This window comes from Mycobacterium sp. 1081908.1 (assembly GCF_001673535.1).
Lineage (GTDB): Bacteria > Actinomycetota > Actinomycetes > Mycobacteriales > Mycobacteriaceae > Mycobacterium.
The window spans coordinates 1-21,210 of record NZ_LZLY01000056.1; the positions used below are offsets into that span (position 1 = coordinate 1).

Annotated in this window: 21 protein-coding genes and 1 pseudogene; 16 read left to right on the forward strand and 6 right to left on the reverse strand. The window is 68.6% G+C overall.

The features are described from left to right. A pseudogene (locus A5655_RS28645) lies at positions 1 to 216 on the reverse strand (hypothetical protein); the annotation flags it as partial. A 500-nt stretch (positions 217 to 716) separates the two neighbouring features. Between A5655_RS28645 and A5655_RS07650 the strand changes: the two are divergent. Further along, complete coding sequence (locus A5655_RS07650) at positions 717 to 1,046, forward strand: ATPase (protein WP_067007666.1); 330 nt, start codon at positions 717 to 719, stop codon at positions 1,044 to 1,046. 1 nt (position 1,047) lies between these two features. Here A5655_RS07650 and fadD2 read toward each other — a convergent pair whose 3' ends face one another. Continuing rightward, a complete protein-coding gene (gene fadD2, locus A5655_RS07655) occupies positions 1,048 to 2,727 on the reverse strand; it encodes a long-chain-fatty-acid--CoA ligase FadD2 (protein WP_067007894.1) in 1,680 nt (559 codons plus the stop codon). 59 nt (positions 2,728 to 2,786) lie between these two features. Between fadD2 and A5655_RS07660 the strand changes: the two genes are divergently transcribed. The 10 genes from A5655_RS07660 (at position 2,787) to A5655_RS07705 (ending at position 12,133) form a co-directional block, all read left to right on the forward strand. Further along, the gene (locus A5655_RS07660; protein ID WP_067007669.1) at positions 2,787 to 4,037 is read left to right on the forward strand and encodes a DNA polymerase domain-containing protein; all 1,251 of its coding nucleotides are present in this window, start codon (positions 2,787 to 2,789) and stop codon (positions 4,035 to 4,037) included. A gap of 31 nt (positions 4,038 to 4,068) precedes the next feature. Then, positions 4,069 to 4,653, forward strand: coding sequence for a TetR family transcriptional regulator (locus tag A5655_RS07665; protein ID WP_067007672.1), 585 nt, complete (start codon positions 4,069 to 4,071; stop codon positions 4,651 to 4,653). A 55-nt stretch (positions 4,654 to 4,708) separates the two neighbouring features. Then, entirely contained in the window at positions 4,709 to 5,698 is a 990-nt protein-coding gene (locus tag A5655_RS07670; protein WP_067007675.1) for an ABC transporter substrate-binding protein, read from the forward strand. Between the two features lie 101 nt (positions 5,699 to 5,799). Then, entirely contained in the window at positions 5,800 to 6,474 is a 675-nt protein-coding gene (locus A5655_RS07675; protein WP_067007678.1) for an allophanate hydrolase subunit 1, read from the forward strand. Between the two features lie 14 nt (positions 6,475 to 6,488). Further along, on the forward strand, positions 6,489 to 7,373 hold the full coding sequence (locus A5655_RS07680) for a 5-oxoprolinase/urea amidolyase family protein (protein ID WP_067007681.1): 885 nt from the start codon (positions 6,489 to 6,491) through the stop codon (positions 7,371 to 7,373). Positions 7,374 to 7,408: 35 nt separating this feature from the next. Then, positions 7,409 to 7,954, forward strand: coding sequence for a GNAT family N-acetyltransferase (locus tag A5655_RS07685; RefSeq protein ID WP_067007684.1), 546 nt, complete (start codon positions 7,409 to 7,411; stop codon positions 7,952 to 7,954). A 322-nt stretch (positions 7,955 to 8,276) separates the two neighbouring features. Then, positions 8,277 to 9,659: a NarK/NasA family nitrate transporter gene (locus tag A5655_RS07690; RefSeq protein ID WP_067007689.1), complete on the forward strand. Its 1,383-nt coding sequence runs from the start codon at positions 8,277 to 8,279 to the stop codon at positions 9,657 to 9,659. A gap of 77 nt (positions 9,660 to 9,736) precedes the next feature. Further along, positions 9,737 to 10,888, forward strand: a complete 1,152-nt coding sequence (locus tag A5655_RS07695; protein ID WP_067007692.1) for a uroporphyrinogen-III synthase — start codon at positions 9,737 to 9,739, stop codon at positions 10,886 to 10,888. Beyond that, positions 10,879 to 11,652 (forward strand): sirohydrochlorin chelatase, encoded by a 774-nt coding sequence (locus A5655_RS07700; protein WP_067007695.1) that lies wholly within the window; start codon positions 10,879 to 10,881, stop codon positions 11,650 to 11,652. Before A5655_RS07695 ends, A5655_RS07700 begins: the two co-directional genes overlap by 10 nt. A gap of 31 nt (positions 11,653 to 11,683) precedes the next feature. Further along, complete coding sequence (locus tag A5655_RS07705) at positions 11,684 to 12,133, forward strand: hypothetical protein (protein ID WP_067007698.1); 450 nt, start codon at positions 11,684 to 11,686, stop codon at positions 12,131 to 12,133. Between the two features lie 13 nt (positions 12,134 to 12,146). Here the strand turns inward: A5655_RS07705 and nirD are convergent, their stop codons facing one another. Both nirD and nirB read right to left on the reverse strand, forming a co-directional pair. Further along, the gene (gene nirD / locus A5655_RS07710; protein WP_067007701.1) at positions 12,147 to 12,512 is read right to left on the reverse strand and encodes a nitrite reductase small subunit NirD; all 366 of its coding nucleotides are present in this window, start codon (positions 12,510 to 12,512) and stop codon (positions 12,147 to 12,149) included. 13 nt (positions 12,513 to 12,525) lie between these two features. Further along, positions 12,526 to 15,090 (reverse strand): nitrite reductase large subunit NirB, encoded by a 2,565-nt coding sequence (gene nirB / locus A5655_RS07715; RefSeq protein WP_082978549.1) that lies wholly within the window; start codon positions 15,088 to 15,090, stop codon positions 12,526 to 12,528. Between the two features lie 214 nt (positions 15,091 to 15,304). Here nirB and A5655_RS07720 point away from each other — a divergent pair, with 214 nt between their 5' ends. Continuing rightward, positions 15,305 to 15,754, forward strand: coding sequence for an Hsp20/alpha crystallin family protein (locus tag A5655_RS07720; protein WP_067007900.1), 450 nt, complete (start codon positions 15,305 to 15,307; stop codon positions 15,752 to 15,754). A 180-nt stretch (positions 15,755 to 15,934) separates the two neighbouring features. On the opposite strand, the gene A5655_RS07725 is transcribed toward A5655_RS07720, so the two are convergent. After that, positions 15,935 to 16,693, reverse strand: a complete 759-nt coding sequence (locus tag A5655_RS07725; RefSeq protein ID WP_067007903.1) for an isocitrate lyase/phosphoenolpyruvate mutase family protein — start codon at positions 16,691 to 16,693, stop codon at positions 15,935 to 15,937. Between the two features lie 95 nt (positions 16,694 to 16,788). Here A5655_RS07725 and A5655_RS07730 point away from each other — a divergent pair, with 95 nt between their 5' ends. The 4 genes from A5655_RS07730 (at position 16,789) to A5655_RS07745 (ending at position 20,707) form a co-directional block, all read left to right on the forward strand. Then, positions 16,789 to 17,085 carry a hypothetical protein gene (locus A5655_RS07730; RefSeq protein WP_067007706.1) on the forward strand — a complete coding sequence of 99 codons (297 nt, stop codon included), beginning with the start codon at positions 16,789 to 16,791 and terminating at the stop codon, positions 17,083 to 17,085. A gap of 89 nt (positions 17,086 to 17,174) precedes the next feature. Beyond that, positions 17,175 to 18,002: a hypothetical protein gene (locus tag A5655_RS07735; RefSeq protein ID WP_067007709.1), complete on the forward strand. Its 828-nt coding sequence runs from the start codon at positions 17,175 to 17,177 to the stop codon at positions 18,000 to 18,002. 42 nt (positions 18,003 to 18,044) lie between these two features. Then, positions 18,045 to 19,961: a fumarate reductase/succinate dehydrogenase flavoprotein subunit gene (locus tag A5655_RS07740; RefSeq protein ID WP_067007713.1), complete on the forward strand. Its 1,917-nt coding sequence runs from the start codon at positions 18,045 to 18,047 to the stop codon at positions 19,959 to 19,961. Then, positions 19,961 to 20,707, forward strand: a complete 747-nt coding sequence (locus tag A5655_RS07745; RefSeq protein ID WP_067007715.1) for a succinate dehydrogenase/fumarate reductase iron-sulfur subunit — start codon at positions 19,961 to 19,963, stop codon at positions 20,705 to 20,707. Before A5655_RS07740 ends, A5655_RS07745 begins: the two co-directional genes overlap by 1 nt. Before the next feature lie 10 nt (positions 20,708 to 20,717). Here A5655_RS07745 and A5655_RS07750 read toward each other — a convergent pair whose 3' ends face one another. Then, a complete protein-coding gene (locus A5655_RS07750; protein ID WP_067007906.1) occupies positions 20,718 to 21,206 on the reverse strand; it encodes a flavin reductase family protein in 489 nt (162 codons plus the stop codon). Between the last annotated feature and the right edge of the window lie 4 nt (positions 21,207 to 21,210).

The following is a 21,210-nucleotide window of genomic DNA, read 5'->3' on the forward strand; positions in this document are numbered from 1 at the left end:
GCGGCGTCCAGCGTGTGGAGGGCGGGCCGGCGGGTGATGGCGTCGCCGATATAGGCCGACTTCCCCGTGTCGCGGGCCGACCGTGTCGAAGCTGACGCCGGGCGGCGGGGCGGCGTGCGCGACGGGGGTACCACCGAACAAGATCGCCCCGGTCGCCAACCCGACCGCCGCCACGCCGACCGCGCCGCGGCGGATCGAAAACAGTGGATTCAACATTTGCGAGCCCCTTCCACGATGTTGAACAAGAAGCTTTAAGTCTGAATATCCATATTCTGCTGGTTATACACCGGAAATGGCTACCCAATGTGATCTTTATCTTGCCGCGGCGCCAAAAGGATCGGATAATATCGTCGCGCAAATTCGTTTTTCCGTATCTCCGGCGGCGCCGTCCGTGGCTTGGATGTTTGCCCTGTTCATACGCCATCTACTGAGATCAGTATGTCCGCGATGGCGTAGACGCATATTTAATGAAATGGCACTTCAATGAATCGCATGGAATTCGGATGTCCGCCCGGCAAAGTCAGCGCAGCAAACCCATTTTTCGTGCGGCCGGAATATCGCGTTCACAAACCGCCAGGACCGTCAACCCGCGGCGACCCGCGGGACGCGGCCCGACGCGCCGGGCGCCCCCGGCGGTGATATCAATGGGAGGTGCTCGACGACGCGCATACTGACGAGCGGATCTACTGACTTGCACCCCAGAGAGGGTCGCCGCGATGAGTATCAACCCCAACCGCCACGAGTCCAGCCCCAACCGGTTCGCCCACTACAAGCCGCCGCTGCCCGGACAGACCGGACCGACGCAGCGCCTCACCCCGTTCGGGGAAGCCGCCGCCCGGCCAGCGGGCGGCCGGCGAACGCGACGGACCGTCGATCTGCCGCTGGCCACGCACCGGGCGCTCGACGTCTGGCAGCGCGAGGCGGCCGACCGCATCGGGGTCGCGCGGGTGACCGGACAAGAGGTCCTGACCGCGCTCATCGATCAGCTGCTGGTCGACCCCAAGCTCTCCGCGCAGATCACCCGCGCCATCCAAGGCCGCAGGTAGTTCAGTCGATCTCCATCTCGCGCAGCTCGCGCTTGAGGACCTTGCCCGTGGGATTGCGCGGCAGCTCGTCGAGGAACACGACCTCCCGGGGCACCTTGTAGCGCGCCAGGTGGTCGCGCACATAGTGCTTGACGGTGTCCTCGTCGAGGTCGGCGTCCTGCTTCTTGACCACGAACGCGCGCAGCCGGTGGCCCCACTCCTTGTCCTCGACGCCGATGGCGGTGGCCTCCACGACGTCCGGATGCCCGGTGATGAGGTCCTCGACCTCGGCCGGGAAGACGTTCTCGCCGCCGGAGACGATCATTTCGTCGTCGCGCCCGCTGATGTAGAGCAGGTCGTTCTCGTCGAAGTAGCCGACGTCGCCCGAGGACAGCAGCCCGTCGATGATCTGCTTCTTGCCTCCGCCGGTGTAGCCCTCGAACGGGAAGGCGTTGCCGACGAAGATCCGCCCGACCTCGCCCTGCGGCAACTCCTTGCCGTTGTCGTCGAAGATCTTGACCTTGACGCCCTTGACGACCGGCCCCACGGTCGACGAATTGAATTCCAGGTGCTTGGGCTCGGCGATGGTGGCGAAGGCGATCTCCGTCGAGCCGTACATGTTGTAGACCACCGGGCCCAGGTCCTTGAGCGCCCGTTCCGCCAGCTCCGACCCGAGCGCCGAACCGGACACGAAGACGATCTTCAGCGAGGACAGGTCCGGCTTGTCATCCATCTTCTCGAGCGCCTCGAGGATGCGCGACAGCATCACCGGGACCACGACCATGGCGGTCACCTTGTGCTTCTCGATGTCCTCCAGCACCAGCGGCGGCTTGAACTTGCGGCGCAGCACCAGGGTCGAGCCGAGGAACATCGCAATGGTGCCGTGCAGGAAACCCAGGGCGTGGAACATCGGCGCCGGCAGCGAGGTCACTTCGCCGGCCTTGAACGGCACGTGCGACAGGATGCCCCCGATCGGCGCGAGCGTCGGCGGGGTGCTGCGGTTCGCGCCCTTGGGGGTGCCGGTGGTGCCGCTGGTCAGGATGATGATCGACGAGTGCTTGCTCGCCTTCGGGGCGGGAGAATTGTCGCTGCGCTCGATCAGGTCGGCCAGGGTCTGGTCGTCGCTTCCCGACGACTCGTCCGCATCGGGGTTGGAACCCAGCGCCCGCAGCTTGCCCAGCTCCGGCTCGGCCTTGCTGACGGCCTTGGTGTACTCGTCGTCGTAGATGATCACCTTGGCGCCCTCGCGCTCCGACACCTCACAGATCTGGGGCCCGGAGAACTCGCTGTTGAGCAGGATGATGCGGGCGCCGACCCGGGCGGCGCCGAAGTAGGCGATCAGGAACCAGCGGGTGTTGCGGGCCAGGATGGCGACGCCGTCGCCGCCCTTGACGCCCTTCTCGATCAGCCCGTTGGCCACCGCGTGCGCGGCCTCGTCGAGCTCGCGGTAGGTGAATTCGCCCTCCTCGTCGATGCAGGCCGGGCGGTCGGGATGGCGCCTGGCGTTGAGCGAGGGCAGCATGCCGAACTCGCCCCACTTGTAGATGTCCGCGGCCATCGCGGCGTAGTTCTGCGGCGGCTCGATCCGGAACGCGCCCGATTCGAAGATCTTGCGCACGTAGTGCAGTTCGGCCGTGCCCCGCTCGAGGTACTGCTGAACTTTGGAGACAGCCTGGCCGGGCAGGTCGAAGAGGTTAGGCATGAATTCCACCCTATGTGACGTAGGTCGCAGCGCCACTAGTTAATACCCACCGACCTACGATGATGAACATGACCGGCCCGGCGTCAGTGGAGGTGGCCGGGCGCGAGGTCACCATCACCCACCCCGACAAAGTGGTCTTCGAACGCCACGGCGGCTCGGGGCCGCACACCAAGCTCGACCTGGTCCGCTACTACCTGTCGGTCGCCGACGGGGCGCTGCGCGGGGTGGCCGGCCGCCCGATGATTCTCAAGCGCTTCGTGAAGGGCATCGCGCAGGAGGCCGTGTTCCAGAAGCGGGCGCCGGCCAACCGACCGGACTACGTCGACGTCGCCGAACTGCACTACGCGCGGGGCACCTCCGCCGCGGAGGCCGTAGTCCGCGACGCCGCCGGGCTGGCGTGGGTGATCAACCTGGGCTGCGTCGATCTCAACCCGCACCCGGTGCTCGCCGAGGACCTCGACCACCCCGACGAACTGCGCGTCGACCTGGACCCGATGCCGGGCGTCGCGTGGCGGCGCATCGTCGACGTCGCGTTGGTGGCCCGCGAGGTGCTGGAGGACTACGGCCTGGTGGCGTGGCCGAAGACGTCCGGGTCCCGGGGCTTTCACATCTACGCCCGCATCGCCCCGCGCTGGGAATTCCGCCAGGTGCGGCTGGCCGCCCAGACCGTCGCGCGCGAGGTCGAGCGGCGGGTGCCCGACGCGGCGACCAGCCGGTGGTGGAAGGAGGAGCGCGAGGGCGTGTTCGTCGACTTCAACCAGAACGCCAAGGACCGCACCGTCGCGTCGGCCTATTCGGTGCGCGCCACGCCGGACGCCCGGGTCTCGACGCCGCTGCACTGGGACGAGGTCGCCGGCTGCGACCCCGCGGAATTCACCATCGACACGGTGCCCGCCCGATTCGCCGAGATGGGCGACCCGTGGGCCGGGATGGACGACGCGGTCGGCGAGCTGGACCGGCTGCTGATCCTGGCCGAGGAGTTGGGGCCGCCGGAGCGGGCGCCCAAGGGGGCCGGGACCCGCACCGAGGGCGGGCGGGTCTCGTCGAAGCCGCTCATCGAGATCGCCCGCACCAAAACCAAGGACGAGGCCATGGCCGCGCTGGACAGCTGGCGCGACCGGCATCCGGAGGCGGCTGCCCTGCTGCGGCCGGCCGACGTCCTGGTCGACGGCATGCGCGGGCCGAGTTCCATCTGGTACCGGATCCGGATCAACCTGCAGCACGTGCCGGCCGACCGGCGCCCGCCGCAGGAAGAGCTGATCGCCGACTACAGCCCCTGGACGGGGTACGAAGGGCCCCGAAGGGGATGAGCCGCGCCGCCGGATGCGCGAGAATTGCCCCATGCCCGTGACCGACCAGCCCCAGGGACTGCGGGAACGCAAGAAGATCCGGACGCACCAGGCCATCAGGCGCGAGGCGTTCCGCCTCTTCGACGCGAACGGCTACGCCGCCACCACCGTCGAGCAGATCGCCGACGCCGCCGAGGTGTCACCCAGCACGTTCTTCCGGTACTTCCCGTCCAAGGAATCGCTGCTGCTCGCCGACGACCTCGACCCGCTGATATTGGCGGCGTTCAACGACCAGCCCCCCGAACTGTCGCCCAGCCAGGCCATCCGCCGCGCGTACGAGACCACGATGGCGGGGTTATCGCCGGAACAGCAGGAGTTCGAGAACACGCGACAGCGGCTGATCTTCTCGATACCCGAACTCAAGGCCGCGCTGTACGACGAGTACTACCGCACCGTGACCGTCATGGCCGAGGCGATCGGTCACCGAATCGGCCGTCCCGCAGACGATTTCGAAGTTCGGGTGTTCGTCGGTGCCATGGTGGGCGCCATGATGGCGGCCTACGACAGCGCGCCCAAGACGGCCGACACTATCTATCGAGCGCTGGACTTCCTGGACGCCGGCATGCCGCTGAGCTGACGGCGAAACCGCGCGGCGGAGCGGGTCAGAGCGAAGAAAGCGATAATCTCACGCGATGCGACACGGATGGAATCGACGGGGATTCCTGCAGCTCGCGGGGGCTGCGGGAATGGCCGCGATCGCCGCGGGGTGCTCGCCACGCAAACCCTCGCCGGGCGCCGCTCCCGGCGGATCGGTCACCGTCACCCACCTTTTCGGTCAGACCGTCATCAAGGAGCCGCCCAAGCGGGTGGTCAGCGCCGGCTACACCGAGCAGGACGACCTGCTGGCCCTGGGCGTGGTGCCCGTCGCGGTGACCAACTGGTTCGGCGATCAGCCCTTCGCGGTGTGGCCCTGGGCCCAGCCCAAGCTCGGCGGCGCCCAGCCCGTGGTGTTGAACCTGGACAACGGCATTCAGGTCGACCAGATCGCGGGCCTGAAACCGGACCTGATCGTGGCCATCAACGCGGGCCTGGATTCCGACACCTACCAGAGGCTGTCGGCCATCGCGCCGACCCTCGCGCAGTCGGACGGCGACGCGTTCTTCGAGCCGTGGAAGGACCAGGCCAGCGCCGTCGGCCAGGCGGTGTTCCGGGCCGACCAGATGAAGTCCCTGATCGACGGCGTGGACAAGCAGTTCGGCGCCGTCGCCCAAAAGAATCCGCAGTGGACGGGCAAGAAGGCGTTGCTGATGCAGGGCGCCCTGTGGCAGGGCACGGTGGTGGCGACGCTGGCGGGCTGGCGGACCGACTTCCTGAACCAGATGGGCCTCGTCATCGCCGACAGCATCAAGCCCTTCGGTAGCGATCACCGCGCCGTCATCCCGCGCGATCAGATCAAGGCGGTGCTCGATTCCGCCGACGTGGTGATCTGGACGACCGAGAGCCCCGACGATCAGAAGGCGCTCCTGGCCGATCCCGAGGTGGCCGGCTCGCTGGCGACCGCCCAGAACCGCCACGTCTTCACCACCAAGGACCAGGCCGGCGCGATCGCGTTCGCGTCGCCCCTGAGCTACCCGTTGATCGCCGATCAGCTGCCGCCGCTGATCGGCAAGATCCTGGGCTGAATCCCGCCTGTTTGAGCGTTCGGTAAGGCACCTCTGGCATTGCTCGAAAATCCGCCCGCATTCCCTCCCGCCTGCACCGATGCCGGGGTTACCGTTCAGTAATGAGCGTGACGGATATGGGCAGCGGCCTCTCCCAGGAGCTGTCGACCGACCTGGTTGGCAACACCGTGTTCGACTATGGCGACCGTGCGCTGATGCTTCAATGCGGCAGCACCGCGGAGGTGTTGGCGTGGGTGGATGCGCTGGGCACGGCGGCGCTGCCCGGCGTGGTCGACGTCGTCCCCGCCGCCCGCACGGTGCTGGTCAAGCTCGACAGCCCCCGCCGGCAGGGCGTCACCCGGCAGCGGCTGCGCCGGATGCGGGTCGCCGCCGATGCCGCGGCCCCGGCGGACCGCAGCGCGGACGTGGTGATCGACGTCGTGTACGACGGCCCCGATCTCGCCGAGGTCGCCGGCCACACCGGGCTGTCCACGGCGCAGGTGATCGACGCCCACACGTCCACCCCGTGGCGGGTCGGATTCAGCGGCTTCGCACCGGGTTTCGCGTACCTGGTCGACGGCGACGCGCGCCTGCGGGTGCCGCGCAGGTCGGAGCCGCGGACGTCGGTGCCGGCCGGTTCCGTCGCGCTGGCCGGGGAGTTCAGCGCGGTATATCCCCGGCAATCGCCCGGCGGCTGGCAGCTCATCGGCCGCACCGACGCCGTCCTGTGGGATCTCGACCGGCCCCACCCGGCTCTGCTGACGCGGGGCATGTGGGTCCAGTTCCGCGCCGTCTGAGCAAGGAGATAGCCATGCCGACCTTGGAGATTCTGCGCACCGGGCCGTTCGCCGTCGTCCAGGACCTCGGCCGCCCGGGGCTGGCCCACCTCGGCGTCAGCCGGTCCGGGGCCGCCGACCGGCGCGCCCACAAGTTGGCCAACCGGCTGGTCGCCAACCCCGACGACCGCGCCACCGTCGAGGTGACCTTCGGCGGCTTTTCCGCCCGCGTCCGCGGCGGCGACGTCGACATCGCGGTGACGGGCGCCGACACCGACCCCACCGTGAACGGAATCGAGTTCGGCACCAACAGCATTCACCACGTCCGCGACGGGCAGGTGATCTCGTTGGGCGCCCCGCGGGCCGGGCTGCGGACGTACCTGGCGGTGCGCGGCGGGATCTGCGTGGACCCCGTCCTGGGCTCGCGCAGCTACGACGTGATGTCGGCGATCGGCCCGGCGCCGCTGCACAGCGGCGACCGGCTACCGGTCGGCGAGCACACCGACGACTACCCCGAACTCGACCAGGCGCCGGTGGCCGCGATCAGCGAGCACCTGGTCGAGGTGCGGGTGGTGCCGGGCCCGCGCGACGACTGGTTCACCGACCCCGACGCCCTGGTGCGCACGATCTGGATGGCCTCCAACCGCAGCGACCGGGTCGGGATGCGGCTCGAGGGCCGCCCGCTGCAGCACCGCTGGCCGGACCGGCAGCTGCCCAGCGAGGGCGCCACGCGCGGCGCAATCCAGGTGCCGCCCAACGGATTACCGGTGATCCTGGGGCCCGATCACCCGGTCACCGGCGGATACCCGGTGATCGGCGTGGTCACCGACGAGGACGTCGACAAGATCGCGCAGGTGCGGCCGGGCCAGTACGTTCGCCTGCACTGGGCGCGGCCCCGGGGTGGCCCGTCGTACTCGTAGCGCCCGCCGCTGGACAAGGCTGGTAGACAAAGAGGGTGCCAACCCAGGTCCACACCGCGCGCCTGGTCCACACCGCAGACCTCGACGTCGAGACCCGGCAGCGCGTCCGCCAGATGGTCACCGCCGCCTTCGCCGGAGATTTCACCGCCGACGACTGGGAGCACTCGCTGGGCGGCATGCACGCCCTGATCTGGCAGCACGGCGCGATCATCGCGCACGCCGCCGTGGTCCAGCGGCGATTGCTATACCGCGGCGACGCGCTGCGGTGCGGCTACGTCGAGGGGATCGCGGTGCGGGAGGACTTCCGCGGGCAGGGCCTGGTGCACGCCCTGCTGGACGGCGCCGAGCAGGTGATCCGCGGCGCCTACCAGGTGGGTGCCGTCAGTTCGACCGACCTCGCCCGCGGCATCTACGCGGCCCGGGGCTGGCTGCCATGGCGCGGCCCGACGTCGGTGCTGGCCCCCGCCGGCCCGACCCGCACGCCCGACGACGACGGCGCCGTGTTCGTCCTGCCGGTCGAGATCGGCCTGGACCCCACCGCGGGGTTGATGTGCGACTGGCGGGCGGGCGACGTCTGGTAGCTCGCGGGCGGCGATGTATTCCAGCTCACAGCGAATCCGGCTGGCGCACTGGATCACAAACCCCCCGGGGCACCCCCAGCTATTTACCAGAAAACTGGGATTCAACTTACAGGCGATAACCGTCCAATTGAGTTGACGGACTTAACCGGTAAATGTGAGCATCGAAATGCACGGCGGGCCAAGCATATTCGTCCGGGGCACCCACAACCCATCGAATCCCGGCCCCGACAGGACCCGCACCCGCCGACGCCCAACGCGCCCAGGCGATTTCGCCGGTGTGAGCGTTCGCGATATCCCTCCGCCGAGGAAAGGTGCAGACCGCATGGGCCGCAACCACCGCATCACGGACTGGAATCCGGAGGACGCGGCGGCCTGGGAGGCCGGCAACAAGAACATCGCCCGCCGCAACCTGCTCTGCACGGTCGCGGGCGACCACGTCGCCTTCTCGATCTGGACCCTGTGGCCCGTGATGACGCTGTTCATGCCCGCGTCCGTCTACGGCTTCTCGGCCGGCGACAAGCTGCTGCTGGGCGCCGTCGCCACCCTGGCCGGTGGGTGCGCGCGCATCCCGTACACGCTGGGCATCGCCACCTTCGGGGGGCGCAACTGGACCGCCTTCTCGGCGTTCGTGTTGTTGATCCCGACCGTCGGCACCATCGTCCTGATGGCCAATCCGGGTCTGCCGCTGTGGCCGTACGTGGTGTGCGCGGCCCTGACCGGCCTGGGCGGCGGCAACTACGCGGCGTCGCTGGCCAACGTCAATGCCTTTTACCCGGAGCGCCTCAAGGGCGCGGCGCTGGCGATCAACGCCGGCGTCGGCAACCTCGGGGTCGCCGTCATCCAGCTGATCGGCCTGCTGGTACTCGCGACCGCCGGCCACCAAGCGCCGTACTGGGTGTGCGCGGTGTACCTCGTGTTGCTGGCGATCGTCGGCATCGCGGCGGCGCTGTTCATGGACAACCTCGACCACGGCGTCGAGGTCAACACCATCCGCTCGGTGCTGTTCGAGCGCGACACCTATGTGGTCTCGCTGCTCTACATCTGCACCTTCGGCTCGTGGATCGGGTTTGCGTTCGCGTTCGGTCAGGTGCTGCAGGTCAACTTCCTGGCGAGCGGCGAAACAGCCAAGCACGCGTCGCTGCACGCCGCGCAGATCGCTTTCGTGGGACCGCTATTGGGCTCGCTGGCGCGCATCTACGGGGGACGGCTGGCCGACCGCATGGGCGGCAGCCGCGTCACCCTGGGCGTGCTGGGCGGCATGACGGTGGGCGCCGGGTTGCTGGTCGCCATCAGCACCCTCGACGGCCGCGACGGCAGCGGCTCGACGACGATGATCGGCTATGTGATCGGCTTCATCGCCCTGTTCGTCCTGTCGGGGATGGGCAACGGGTCGGTGTTCAAGATGATCCCGTCGATCTTCGAGGCGCGCAGTCGGGGGCTGGATCTCCCCGATGCCGAGCGCCGGCAGTGGTCGCGGGCGATGTCGGGATCGCTGATCGGCTTTTGCTCCGCGGTCGGCGCGCTGGGCGGCGTGGGAATCAACCTGGCGCTGCGCGAGTCCTACCTCAACAGCGGCAGCGAAACGTCCGCCTATTGGATGTTTTCGGCGTCCTATGTGTTCGCCGCGGCCCTCACCTGGATGCTGTACGTGCGCCGCCCGAGCGCCCCGGAAGCGGTCCCCGCAGCGGATCACGCCCGGGTGTGATGACCGTCGCAACAAGGGCAATGCTGCAGCAATTGCGTGGTAACGCGGCGGAAACGTCCCAGGCATACACAGGTCTTATGGCTCAGCCGAGGTCCACGCCGCTGGCCGGTTACCGGGTCGCGGTTACATCATCGAGGCGCGCGGAGGAACTCTGCGCGCTGCTGAGTCGGCAGGGCGCAGAGGTCTGCAGCGCGCCCGCGATCAACATGATCGCGCTGCCCGAGGACGACGAATTACAAAGCCACACCGAAGCTTTGATCGCGCAACCGCCCGACATCCTGGTCGTGCACACCGGCATCGGCTTCCGCGGCTGGCTGGCCGCCGCCGAGGGATGGGGGCTGGCCAACCAGCTGGTCGCATCGCTGTCGAAGACCCGGATCGTGTCGCGGGGACCCAAGGGCACGGGCGCGGTGCGCGCCGCCGGGCTGCACGAGGAGTGGTCTCCTGAGTCCGAATCCTCACAGGAAGTGCTCGAGTATCTCCTCGAGTCGGGCGTGTCCGGGATGCGCATCGCCATCCAGCTGCACGGCGCCGCCGACGCCTGGGACCCGTTCCCGGAATTCATCGGCGGCCTGCGTTTCGCGGGGGCCGAGGTGGTGCCCATCCGGGTGTACCGGTGGAAGTCAACACCGTTGGGTGGCGATTTCGATTTGCTGGTGACCGGGATCGCGCGACGGCAGTTCGACGCGGTCACCTTCACGTCGGCGCCCGCGGCGGCCGCGGTTCTGGAGCGCAGCCGCGACCTGTCCGTCGAGGACCAGGTGCTGGAGGCCCTGCGCACCGACGTGCACGCGATGTGCGTCGGCCCGGTGACATCTAAACCGCTGATCCGCAAGGGCGTCCCGACGTCATCGCCCGCGCGAATGCGGTTGGGCGCCTTGGCCCGCCACATCGCCGAGGAGCTGCCGCTGCTGGGATCGTCCACGGTGCAGGCGGCCGGCCACACGATCGACATTCGCGGAACGTGCGTGCTGGTGGACGGCGACATCAAGCTGCTGTCCCCGTCCGGGATGTCGGTGCTGCGCGCGCTGGCGCAACGGCCCGGCGACGTCGTCGCGCGCACCGAGCTGTTGCGGGTGCTGCCCGGCAGCAGCAACGATCCGCACGCCGTCGACACGGCCGTGCTTCGGCTGCGAACGGCCTTGGGCGACAAGAACATCGTGGCAACGGTGGTCAAGCGGGGTTACCGGCTCGCCGTCGACCCGCCGGGCGGTGCCCGATGGACCTGATCCTGGCGGCACACGGAACCCGCCGGCCGGGCGGCGTCGCGATGATCGGGGACCTCGCGGCGCAGGCGAGCGCGCTCCTCGACCGCCGCGTGCAGGTCGCGTTCGTCGACGTGTTGGGCCCGACGCCCGGCGAGGTGCTGTCGCGGGCGGCGGCCACCGGCCGCCCCGCCGTCGTCGTCCCGGCCTTCCTGTCGCGCGGGTATCACGTGCGCACCGACGTGCCCGCCCACGTGGCGGCCAGCGGGCATCCGAACGTCACCGTCGCCCCCGCGCTCGGACCGAGTGGGGAGATCGCCCGGATAGTCGCCGATCAGCTGGCGGAATCCGGTTGGCGGCCGGGCGATTCGGTGATCCTCGCGGCGGCCGGCACCACCGACGCCAGGGCGCGCGCCGATCTGCACGTGACCGCGACCACGTTGTCCGCGCTGGTGGGATCGCGGGTGCGGCTGGGATTCGCGGCCACCGGCGATCCGTCCGTGGCCGACGCGGTCGCCGCCGCGCGCCGCGGCGGCGCGCGTCGCCTCGTCGTCGCCTCCTACCTACTGGCCGACGGCCTGTTCCAACAGCGCCTGCGGGCCAGCGGCGCCGACGCGGTCACCCAACCGCTGGGCACCCATCCCGGGCTGGCGCGGCTGATCGCGAACCGGTTCCGCCGCGCGGCGCCCGGACTCCCGAGGCGGCGAACCCAAGCCCCCCACGCACTTTCGAATTCGGTGGAGCACAGCAACCGGCTGACGAGGCACGCCGACGCGCGCGACGCTTGATCTTTGATCGCACACCGGCGATCCTGGCACCATGCCGCGTCGCGAAGAGCCATCGCGTGGGCTGCTCGACCCGGTGGCCAAGATGCTGCGGTTGCCGTTCGGCACACCGGAGTTCATCGACCGGATCGTCACCGGCGGGGTCAACCAGGTGGGCCGCCGGACGTTGCACATGCTGATCACCACCTGGGACGCGGCCGGCGGCGGCCCCTTCGCGGCCAGCGCGATCGCGTCCACGGGGCTGGCCAAGACCGCCGAGATCGTGCAGGGCATGTTCATCGGCCCGGTCTTCGGACCGCTGCTGAGGATCCTGGGCGCCGACAAGGTCGCCGTGCGGGCGTCGCTGTGCGCCTCTCAGCTGGTGGGTCTGGGCATCATGCGCTACGGCGTGCGCTCCGAACCGCTGCACTCGATGTCGGTCGAGGCGATCGTCGACGCTATCGGCCCGACGCTGCAGCGCTACCTCGTCGGGGATATCGACTAGCGAGAGTCTTCGCCTAGGCGGCGATGCGGCCGATCTCGATGTGGCCGTCGGGCGTGACGCGCGCCGGGTAAACCGGCACCGACACCCGGGGATCGTCCAGGCAGGAACCGTCCTCGAGCGCGAAAGCCTGCTTGAGGATGGGTGATTGGACGGTGACGCGGCCACCGCGGTCCCCGACGATCCCGCGCGAAAGCACGGCCGCGCCGGAGAACGGGTCGACGTTGCCGACCGCATGCACCGACCCGTCGTCCAGCCGGAACAGCGCCGCCTGCGAACCGTCGTCGAGGAGAACGCCGACGCCACGACCGGGGATCAGGCGGTCGTAGGGGCAGGCGGTCGTCCACACCTGAATGTCTTGAGCGTCATTGAGAAGTGTCATCGTGTCTCCTTAATCATGACCGAACCCGCGGCATGCCAATGGGCACAGGCACTTTGCGCCCGGCGCGCTCGGTGAACGTCACCGTCGAGTCGACGGCGTCGGGGGCGTTGACGAACGAGACGAACCGCGACAGCTTGTCCGGGTCCTCCAGCACGCCCTTCCATTCGCACTTGTAGTTCTGCACATGCCGCTCCATGGCGGCCTCGAACTCCTCGGCGAGGCCCAGGGAGTCGTCGCACACGACCTCGCGGACGTGATCCAGGCCGCCGTCCAGCGATTCGACCCACGGCGCGGTGCGCTGCAACCGATCGGCGGTCCGGATGTAGTACATGAGGAACCGGTCGACGTAGCGGACCAGCGTCCCGGTGTCCAGATCGCTGGCCAGCAACTGGGCGTGCTTGGGCGTCATGCCGCCGTTGCCGCCGACGTAGAGGTTCCAACCCTTTTCGGTGGCGATGACGCCGACGTCCTTGCTGCGCGCCTCGGCGCATTCGCGCGCGCAACCGGAGACGCCGAGCTTGATCTTGTGCGGCGCCCGCAGGCCCCGGTACCGCAGCTCCAGGTCGATGGCCAGCTGCACCGAATCCTGCTGGCCGTAGCGGCACCAGTCGCTGCCGACGCAGCTCTTCACGGTGCGCAGGGCCTTGCCGTAGGCGTGCCCGGATTCCATGCCGCCGTCGACGAGTCGCTTCCAGATCTCCGGCAACTGGTCCACGCGGGCGCCGAACAGGTCGATCCGCTGGCCGCCGGTGATCTTGGTGTACAGCCCGAAGTCCTGCGCGATCTGGCCGATCAGGATCAGGTGCTCCGGCTTGATGTCACCGCCGGGGACCCGCGGGACCACCGAGTAGCTGCCGTTCTTTTGAATGTTGGCCAGGAAGTGGTCGTTGGAATCCTGCAGCGAGGCCTGCTCGCCCTCGAGGATGTGCTCCGAGCCGGTGGACGCCAGGATGGAGGCGACCACCGGTTTGCAGATGTCGCAACCCTTTCCGCGGCCGAAGCGCTCCAGCAGGCCCGAGAACGTCCGGATCTCGGTGGCGGTGATGATCTCGAAAAGCTCCGCCCGCGACTGGCTGAAGTGCTCGCACAGCGCCTTGGACTGTTCCACGCCCTCGGCTTCCAGCAGCTGCTTGAGCAGCGGCACACACGACCCGCACGAGGTGCCCGCGGCCGTGCACGACTTGAGCGCGGGCACGTCGGCGCAGCCGCCGGCGATCGCGCCCTTCAGGTCACCCTTGGTGACGTTGTTGCACGAGCAGATCTGCGCCGAATCGGGCAGCGCCCCAACGCCGAGGCCCGGCGCGCCGTCGGCCTGGGCCGGCGCGATCAGCGCCAGCGGATCGCCTGGCAACTCGCTGCCCACCATGGGCCGCAGCACCCCGTACGACGAGGCGTCGCCGACGAGCACCCCGCCCAGCAGGGTCTTGGCGTCGTCGGACAGCACCAGCTTGGCGTAGGTCCGGTTCACCGCGTCGTTGATGGCGACCTCGAGGCAGTTCTCCGTCGCCCCCATCGCGTCGCCGAAGCTGGCGACGTCGACGCCCAGCAGCTTGAGCTTCGTCGACAGGTCCGCCTCGCCGAACTCGGCGGCGCCGTCCAGCAGCCGGTCGGCCACCACCTCGGCGGAGGTGTAGCCCGGGCCGACCAGGCCGTAGCAGCGCCCCCCGATCGCCGCGACCTCGCCGATCGCGTAGATGTCGGGATCGCTTGTCCGGCAGGACAAATCGGTGAGCACGCCGCCCCGCTCGCCGCGCTCCAGCCCGGCGGCCGCCGCCAGCTCGTCGCGCGGCCGGATCCCGGCCGCGAAGATCACCACGCCAGCGTCGATCAGCTCGCCGTCGGTCAGGCGCACGCGCGCCGACGTCGACCCGTCCGGATGCGCGACGGCTTCGATCGATTCGGTACCCGTCCCCACGTGCACGGCGATGTCGAGTTCGGTGACCATTCGGGCCAGCAGCGCGCCACCGGCCTCGTCGATCTGCTGGGCCATCAACCGCGGCATCATCTCGACGACGTGCGTCTGCAACCCGAACTGGCGCAGCGCATTCGCGGCCTCGAGCCCGAGTAGGCCGCCGCCGATGACCACCCCAGCGGTGGCGTTGCCGGCCTCCAGCGTGCGCTGGGCGCCGGCGCGAATGGCGTCGAGGTCGTCGAGCGTGCGGTAGACGTGGCACTGCGGCAGGTCGTGGCCGGGCACCGGCGGGACGAAGGCGTAGGACCCGGTGGCCAGCACCAGGGCGTCGTAGCCGTGCCGTTGACCATCGGCGGTCACCACGGTCTTTGTGTCCCGGTCGATTTCGGTGGCGCGGGCGTTCAGCACCAGCCGGACCCGGTCGTCGCCGGCGTAGTCGTTGCCGGGCAGCGCCAGCAGTTGCCGGTCCCAGCTTTCGGTGTAGGAGGTCAGCCCGACACGGTCATAGGCCGCGTCGGCCTCCTCCGCCAAAACCGTGATGCTCCAACGCCCGTCGGTGTCGCGGGCACGGAGCGCCTCGACCAGCCGGTGCCCGACCATGCCGTGCCCGACCACAACGACGTGACGCGCAGCACGTTCCGCGCGCCAGGTTTCGGATTGGGCCATGCCATGAGGGTAGGGGCGGGAAATTAACTCGGAATCGCGCAATGTGACACCCACATGACGGCGTCCTCACACCTCACAACGGCGACTGTGAAACTGTTCGCCGCGGGCGAACGGCCGAGTGGAACTTTAGCGTGGTCGACTCATGTTTCTAGTAATAACCGGCCGGCATGGCGCCGGTCACAGCAAACTCACAATGAAGCATAAGGAGATCCCCATGAGCAACCTCGCACTGTGGTCGCGACCGGCGTGGGACACCGACCGCTGGTTGCGCGACTTCTTCGGCCCCGCCGCGGCGACCGATTGGTTCAAGCCGGTGAGCAGCGGTTTCACGCCGGCCGCCGAGGTCGTCAAGGACGGCGACGACGCGGTGGTCCGCCTGGAACTGCCGGGTGTCGACGTAGAGAACGATGTCAACGTCGAGGTTGACAAGGGCCGGCTGGTCATCCATGGCGAACACCGCGACGAGCACGCCCAGGAGGCGGACGGCCGCACGCTGCGGGAGATTCGCTACGGATCCTTCCGCCGCTCGTTCCGGCTGCCCACCCACGTCACGGGTGAGGCCATCAGCGCCTCCTACGACGACGGCGTGCTGACCGTGCGGGTCGCCGGCGCCTATAAAGACCCAGCCGGAACCGAGCCGCAGCGCATCGCGATCACCAAGTAATCCCCGCGACCAGATCAATCCGGCGGGGCCGCGTCAATTCTGGACGGCCTCGCCGGATTCGCGTGTGAAGCCACGGCTTTGGGTGTGAAGCGTGGGCGAGAAAATCGCCGAATCCCGGCCTGGCTTCACACCGAAAGCCAGCGCTTCACACTCAAACGGCCCCGCCAAGCCGCAACACATTCAGGCCCAGCGGGCCAGCAGCTCCTTGCCCCGGGCCGCCAGCGCGGCCTGCAGGAAGGGGCCGAAGCTGACCCGGGCGACGCCGAGCGGGCCAAACGACGCCGGGTCGTCGTGGTCGGGCAGCGCGAACGCGTTGATCGGCAGCGGCAACTCGGCGGCCAAGCGCCGCAACGTCTCCGGGTCGTGGTAGCCCACGGGATAGAGGACGTCGGCGCCCGCGGCGGCGGCCTCGGTCAGCCGCGCCACCGCCCGCTCGACGCGGTCGGCGTCGTCGCCGTCGCGCCGCAGGAACAGATCGGTGCGCGCGTTGATCACCATGTGCACCCCGGCCGCGTCGGCGGCCGCGCGCAGCGTCCCCACCAGTTCGGCGTGTTCGCCGGCGGAGCGCAGCCGCTTGCCCTCCGAGTGCACGGTGTCCTCGATGTTCAGCCCGACGGCGCCCACGCCCAGCAGGCCCTCGATCAGGCGGGCCGCCGGCTGCCCGTAGCCCGATTCGACGTCCACCGACACCGGGACGTCGACCGCGGCGGTGATCTGGGCGACCCGGGTCAACACGTCGTCGAAGGACATGCCCTCGTTGTCGGGCTTGCCGATCGAGTCCGCGAGCGGGTGGCTGCCCACCGTCAGCGCGGCGAATCCCGCGTCGGTGGCCAGGCGGGCCGACCACGCGTCCCACACGGTCGGCAGGATCACCGGGTCGCCCGGCCGGTGCAGTTCGAGCAGCGCCGCGGCGCGCTGGGCGGTGGTTTGGGCTGTCATGGTGTCCGACATTAGGCCGCGACGGTCGCTACTATCGAGGGCGTACTGTGATCCGCAACACCGCCCGGCCCCCAGGAAAGTACGTAGGAGATTCGTTGAGCGCCACGACTGAACTCGCCGAACTGCACGACCTCATCGGTGGCCTGCGGCGGTGCGTGAGCTCCTTGCGGGCGCGGTACGGCGACAGCCCGGCGATGCGCCGCATCGTCATCGACGCCGACCGGATCCTGTCCGACGTCGAACTGCTCGACACCGACGTCGCCGAGTTGGACCTGGACCGCGCCACCGTGCAGCAGTCCGGCGAGAAGATCGTCATTCCCGACACCCAGTACGACACCGATTTCTGGCGCGATGTCGACGACGAGGGTGTCGGGGGTCACAACAGGTCCTGACAACCTCGGACAACTTCAAGCCCCCCGCGAAACAGGGGGTTTGCTCTGTGTACCCTTCGACAGACAGCCCGTTCGAAGAGGAACACTAGATGAGCGCACCCACGGCGAACCGTCCTGCGTCCGGTGTCTTTTCACCCACACGCGCCCGCATCCCGCAGCGGACCCTACGCACCGACCGGTGGTGGATGTCGCCGTTGCGGATCGACCTGGGCTTCGCGGCTTTCATCATCTATGCGACGGCACGCGCGTTCCAGCAGAATTACTTCTTCGTCCCGAAGTACCACTACCTGACGCCGTTCTACTCGCCGTGCGTGAGCAAGGGTTGCGGCGAGGCCGGCGACATCTGGCCCCAGTTCCTGCCCGACGTCTGGTGGCTGCCGTATGCGGCGGTGTCGCTGCCGTTCCTGCTGCTCTTCCGGCTGACCTGTTACTACTACCGCGGCGCCTATTACCGCACGGTGTGGCAGTCGCCCAGCGCCTGCGCGGTGGCCGAGCCCCGCGTGCACTACACCGGCGAGACCAGGCTTCCCCTGATCATCCAGAACAGCCACCGGTACTTCTTCTACATCGCCGGCATTATCTCGGTGATCAACAGCTATGACGCGATCGTCGCGTTCCATTCCGACAGCGGGCCCGGTGGATTCGGCTTCGGTCTGGGCAACCTGATCCTGCTCGGCAACGTCATCATGCTGTGGATCTACACGCTGTCCTGCCACTCGTGCCGGCACGTGACCGGCGGACGACTCAAGCACTTCTCCAAGAACCCTGTGCGGTACTGGATCTGGACCCAGGTCAGCGCCATCAACACGCGGCACAAGCTGTTCGCGTGGATCACGTTGGGCACCCTGATGCTCACCGACTTCTACATCGCGCTGGTGGCCAGCGGCACCATCCCTGACCTGAGATTTGTTGGCTGACAAGCCATTTCGCCGACTATAGAGAGAACTGAGCGAGGTTTCATGGTTGAGGTCGAGCGGCATGCCTACGACGTTGTCGTCATCGGCGCCGGCGGCGCGGGATTGCGTGCGGTCATCGAGGCGCGTGAGCGCGGCCTGAAGGTCGCGGTGGTGTGCAAGTCCCTGTTCGGCAAGGCCCACACGGTGATGGCCGAGGGCGGGTGCGCGGCATCCATGGGCAACACCAACCCCAAGGACAACTGGAAGACCCATTTCGGCGACACGATGCGCGGTGGGAAGTTCCTCAACAACTGGCGGATGGCCGAGCTGCACGCCAAGGAGGCCCCGGACCGCGTCTGGGAGCTGGAAACCTACGGCGCCCTGTTCGATCGCCTCAAGGACGGCAAGATCAGCCAGCGCAACTTCGGCGGGCACACCTACCCGCGGCTGGCGCACGTCGGTGACCGCACCGGCCTGGAGCTGATCCGCACCATGCAGCAGAAGATCGTTTCGCTGCAGCAGGAGGACTTCGCCGAACTCGGCGACTACGAGGCGCGCATCCGGGTGTTCGCCGAGTGCACCATCACCGAACTGATCAAGGACGGCGACGCGATCGCCGGGGCGTTCGGCTACTGGCGCGAGAGCGGCAACTTCGTCCTGTTCGAGGCGCCGGCCGTGGTGCTGGCCACCGGCGGGATCGGCAAGTCGTTCAAGGTCACCTCGAACTCCTGGGAGTACACCGGGGACGGGCACGCGCTGGCCCTGCGGGCGGGCGCGTCGCTGATCAACATGGAGTTCGTGCAGTTCCACCCGACCGGCATGGTGTGGCCGCCGAGCGTGAAGGGGATCCTGGTCACCGAGGGTGTCCGCGGTGACGGCGGGGTGCTGAAGAACTCCGACGACAAGCGCTTCATGTTCGACTACATCCCGCCGGTGTTCAAGGGCCAGTACGCCGAAACCGCGCAAGAGGCCGACCAGTGGCTCAAGGACAACGACTCGGCCCGTCGCACCCCGGACCTGCTGCCGCGCGACGAGGTCGCGCGCGCGATCAACTCGGAGGTCAAGGCCGGCCGGGGCACCCCGCACGGCGGGGTGTATCTCGACATCGCCTCGCGCCTGACGCCGGAAGAGATCAAGCGGCGGCTGCCGTCGATGTACCACCAGTTCAAGGAGCTGGCCGGGGTCGACATCACAAAGGAGCCAATGGAAGTCGGGCCCACCTGCCACTACGTGATGGGCGGCGTGGAGGTCGACGCCGACACCGGCGCGGCGACCGTCCCCGGCCTGTTCGCCGCCGGCGAGTGCTCGGGCGGCATGCACGGCTCCAACCGGCTGGGCGGCAACTCGCTGTCGGACCTGCTGGTGTTCGGCCGGCGCGCCGGCCTCGGGGCCGCCGATTACGTGCGCGCGCTGAGCAGCCGCCCGGCGGTCGCCGAGGATGCCGTCGAGACGGCGGCCAAGCGCGCGCTCGCGCCCTTCGAGGGACCGACGAACGGCGCCGCGGCCGAGAACCCCTACACCCTGCAGTTGGAACTGCAGCAGTCGATGAACGACCTGGTGGGCATCATCCGCAAGTCGGAGGAGATCTCCGAGGCGCTCGGCCGGCTCGACAAACTGCGCGAGCGGTTCAAGAACGTCCACGTGGAGGGGCAGCGGCGGTACAACCCCGGCTGGAACCTGGCCATCGACCTGCGCAACATGTTGCTGGTCAGCGAATGCGTGGCCAAGGCCGCACTGGAGCGCACCGAGAGCCGCGGCGGACACACCCGCGACGATCACCCGTCGATGGACTCGTCCTGGCGCAAGGTGCTGCTGGTCTGCCGCGCGTCCGGCGGCGACGAGGTGATCCCCGACATCAGCATCACGCGCGAGGAGCAGGTGCCGATGCGGCCCGATCTGCTGGAGCTCTTCGAGATCTCCGAGCTGGAGAAGTACTACACCGACGGAGAACTGGCCGACCACCCAGGACGGAGAGGTTAATGACCTACAACGCGACCATGCGGGTGTGGCGCGGCGACGAGGACGGCGGCGCGCTGGAGGACTTCACGGTTGAGGTCAACGAGGGCGAGGTGGTGCTCGACATCATCCATCGCCTGCAGCAGACCCAGACGCCCGACCTTGCCGTCCGGTGGAACTGCAAGGCCGGCAAGTGCGGGTCGTGCTCGGCGGAGATCAACGGCTACCCCCGCCTGATGTGCATGACCCGGATGTCGACGTTCGCCGAGGACGAGGTCGTGACCGTCACGCCGCTGCGCACGTTCCCGGTGATTCGCGACCTGGTCACCGACGTCTCGTTCAACTACGAAAAGGCCCGCGAGATACCGTCTTTCGCGCCGCCCAAGGACCTGCAGCCCGGCGAGTACCGGATGGCCCAGGTCGACGTGCAGCGCTCGCAGGAGTTCCGCAAGTGCATCGAGTGCTTCTTGTGCCAGACCGTCTGCCACGTGGTCCGCGACCACGAGGAGAACAAGAAGGCGTTCGCCGGGCCGCGCTACCTGATGCGCATCGCCGAGCTGGAGATGCACCCGCTGGACACGCTGGACCGGCGCAACCAGGCGCAGGAAGAGCACGGGCTGGGCTACTGCAACATCACCAAGTGCTGCACCGAGGTGTGCCCGGAGAACATCAAGATCACCGACAACGCGCTGATCCCGATGAAAGAGCGGGTCGCCGACCGCAAATACGACCCCGTGGTTTGGCTGGGTAACAAGCTCTTCCGCCGCTAGGCGAGGCGCCCTAGACGCCGAGCCGGCGGAACGTGCTGCGGTGGAACACGATTGGCGCCACCTCGGCGTCCACCGTCACCTCGTTGACCCGCAGCACCACGATGGTGTGGTCGCCCGCCGGGATCAGTTGCTCGATCGCGCTCTCCAGCCACAGGCCGGTGCCCTTGATGAACACCGCGCCGCTGTCGTAGGACACCGTCTCCAGACCGGCGAACCGGTCCCCGGTCTTGGCCGCCAACGCGCGGGCGGCCGCGTCATGGACCTCGCCGAGCACGCTGATGCCCAGCATCGGCACGCCCTTGAGCTTGGGCCATGTCGTCGAGGTGTTCTGCACGCAGAACGACACGAGCGGCGGCTCGAGCGAGACGGGGACGAAGGTGCTGGCGGCCAAGCCCTCTCGGATCCCCTCGACTTCGGCGGCGATGGCCACCACGCCGGACGGAAAGTGGCCGAAGGCCTCACGCAGGGTGGACGGCGTCAGATTCTTGTTCGGGTTCACCGCG

Excerpts from the sequence above, each read along its gene's own strand:
- A5655_RS07650 (WP_067007666.1), top strand. The coding sequence starts at position 717 with ATGAGTATCAACCCCAACCGCCACGAGTCCAGCCCCAACCGGTTCGCC.
- fadD2 (WP_067007894.1), bottom strand. The coding sequence starts at position 2,727 with ATGCCTAACCTCTTCGACCTGCCCGGCCAGGCTGTCTCCAAAGTTCAG.
- A5655_RS07660 (WP_067007669.1), top strand. The coding sequence starts at position 2,787 with ATGATGAACATGACCGGCCCGGCGTCAGTGGAGGTGGCCGGGCGCGAG.
- A5655_RS07665 (WP_067007672.1), top strand. The coding sequence starts at position 4,069 with ATGCCCGTGACCGACCAGCCCCAGGGACTGCGGGAACGCAAGAAGATC.
- A5655_RS07670 (WP_067007675.1), top strand. The coding sequence starts at position 4,709 with ATGCGACACGGATGGAATCGACGGGGATTCCTGCAGCTCGCGGGGGCT.
- A5655_RS07675 (WP_067007678.1), top strand. The coding sequence starts at position 5,800 with ATGAGCGTGACGGATATGGGCAGCGGCCTCTCCCAGGAGCTGTCGACC.
- A5655_RS07680 (WP_067007681.1), top strand. The coding sequence starts at position 6,489 with ATGCCGACCTTGGAGATTCTGCGCACCGGGCCGTTCGCCGTCGTCCAG.
- A5655_RS07690 (WP_067007689.1), top strand. The coding sequence starts at position 8,277 with ATGGGCCGCAACCACCGCATCACGGACTGGAATCCGGAGGACGCGGCG.
- A5655_RS07695 (WP_067007692.1), top strand. The coding sequence starts at position 9,737 with ATGGCTCAGCCGAGGTCCACGCCGCTGGCCGGTTACCGGGTCGCGGTT.
- A5655_RS07700 (WP_067007695.1), top strand. The coding sequence starts at position 10,879 with ATGGACCTGATCCTGGCGGCACACGGAACCCGCCGGCCGGGCGGCGTC.
- A5655_RS07705 (WP_067007698.1), top strand. The coding sequence starts at position 11,684 with ATGCCGCGTCGCGAAGAGCCATCGCGTGGGCTGCTCGACCCGGTGGCC.
- nirD (WP_067007701.1), bottom strand. The coding sequence starts at position 12,512 with ATGACACTTCTCAATGACGCTCAAGACATTCAGGTGTGGACGACCGCC.
- nirB (WP_082978549.1), bottom strand. The coding sequence starts at position 15,090 with ATGGCCCAATCCGAAACCTGGCGCGCGGAACGTGCTGCGCGTCACGTC.
- A5655_RS07720 (WP_067007900.1), top strand. The coding sequence starts at position 15,305 with ATGAGCAACCTCGCACTGTGGTCGCGACCGGCGTGGGACACCGACCGC.
- A5655_RS07725 (WP_067007903.1), bottom strand. The coding sequence starts at position 16,693 with ATGACAGCCCAAACCACCGCCCAGCGCGCCGCGGCGCTGCTCGAACTG.
- A5655_RS07735 (WP_067007709.1), top strand. The coding sequence starts at position 17,175 with ATGAGCGCACCCACGGCGAACCGTCCTGCGTCCGGTGTCTTTTCACCC.
- A5655_RS07740 (WP_067007713.1), top strand. The coding sequence starts at position 18,045 with ATGGTTGAGGTCGAGCGGCATGCCTACGACGTTGTCGTCATCGGCGCC.
- A5655_RS07745 (WP_067007715.1), top strand. The coding sequence starts at position 19,961 with ATGACCTACAACGCGACCATGCGGGTGTGGCGCGGCGACGAGGACGGC.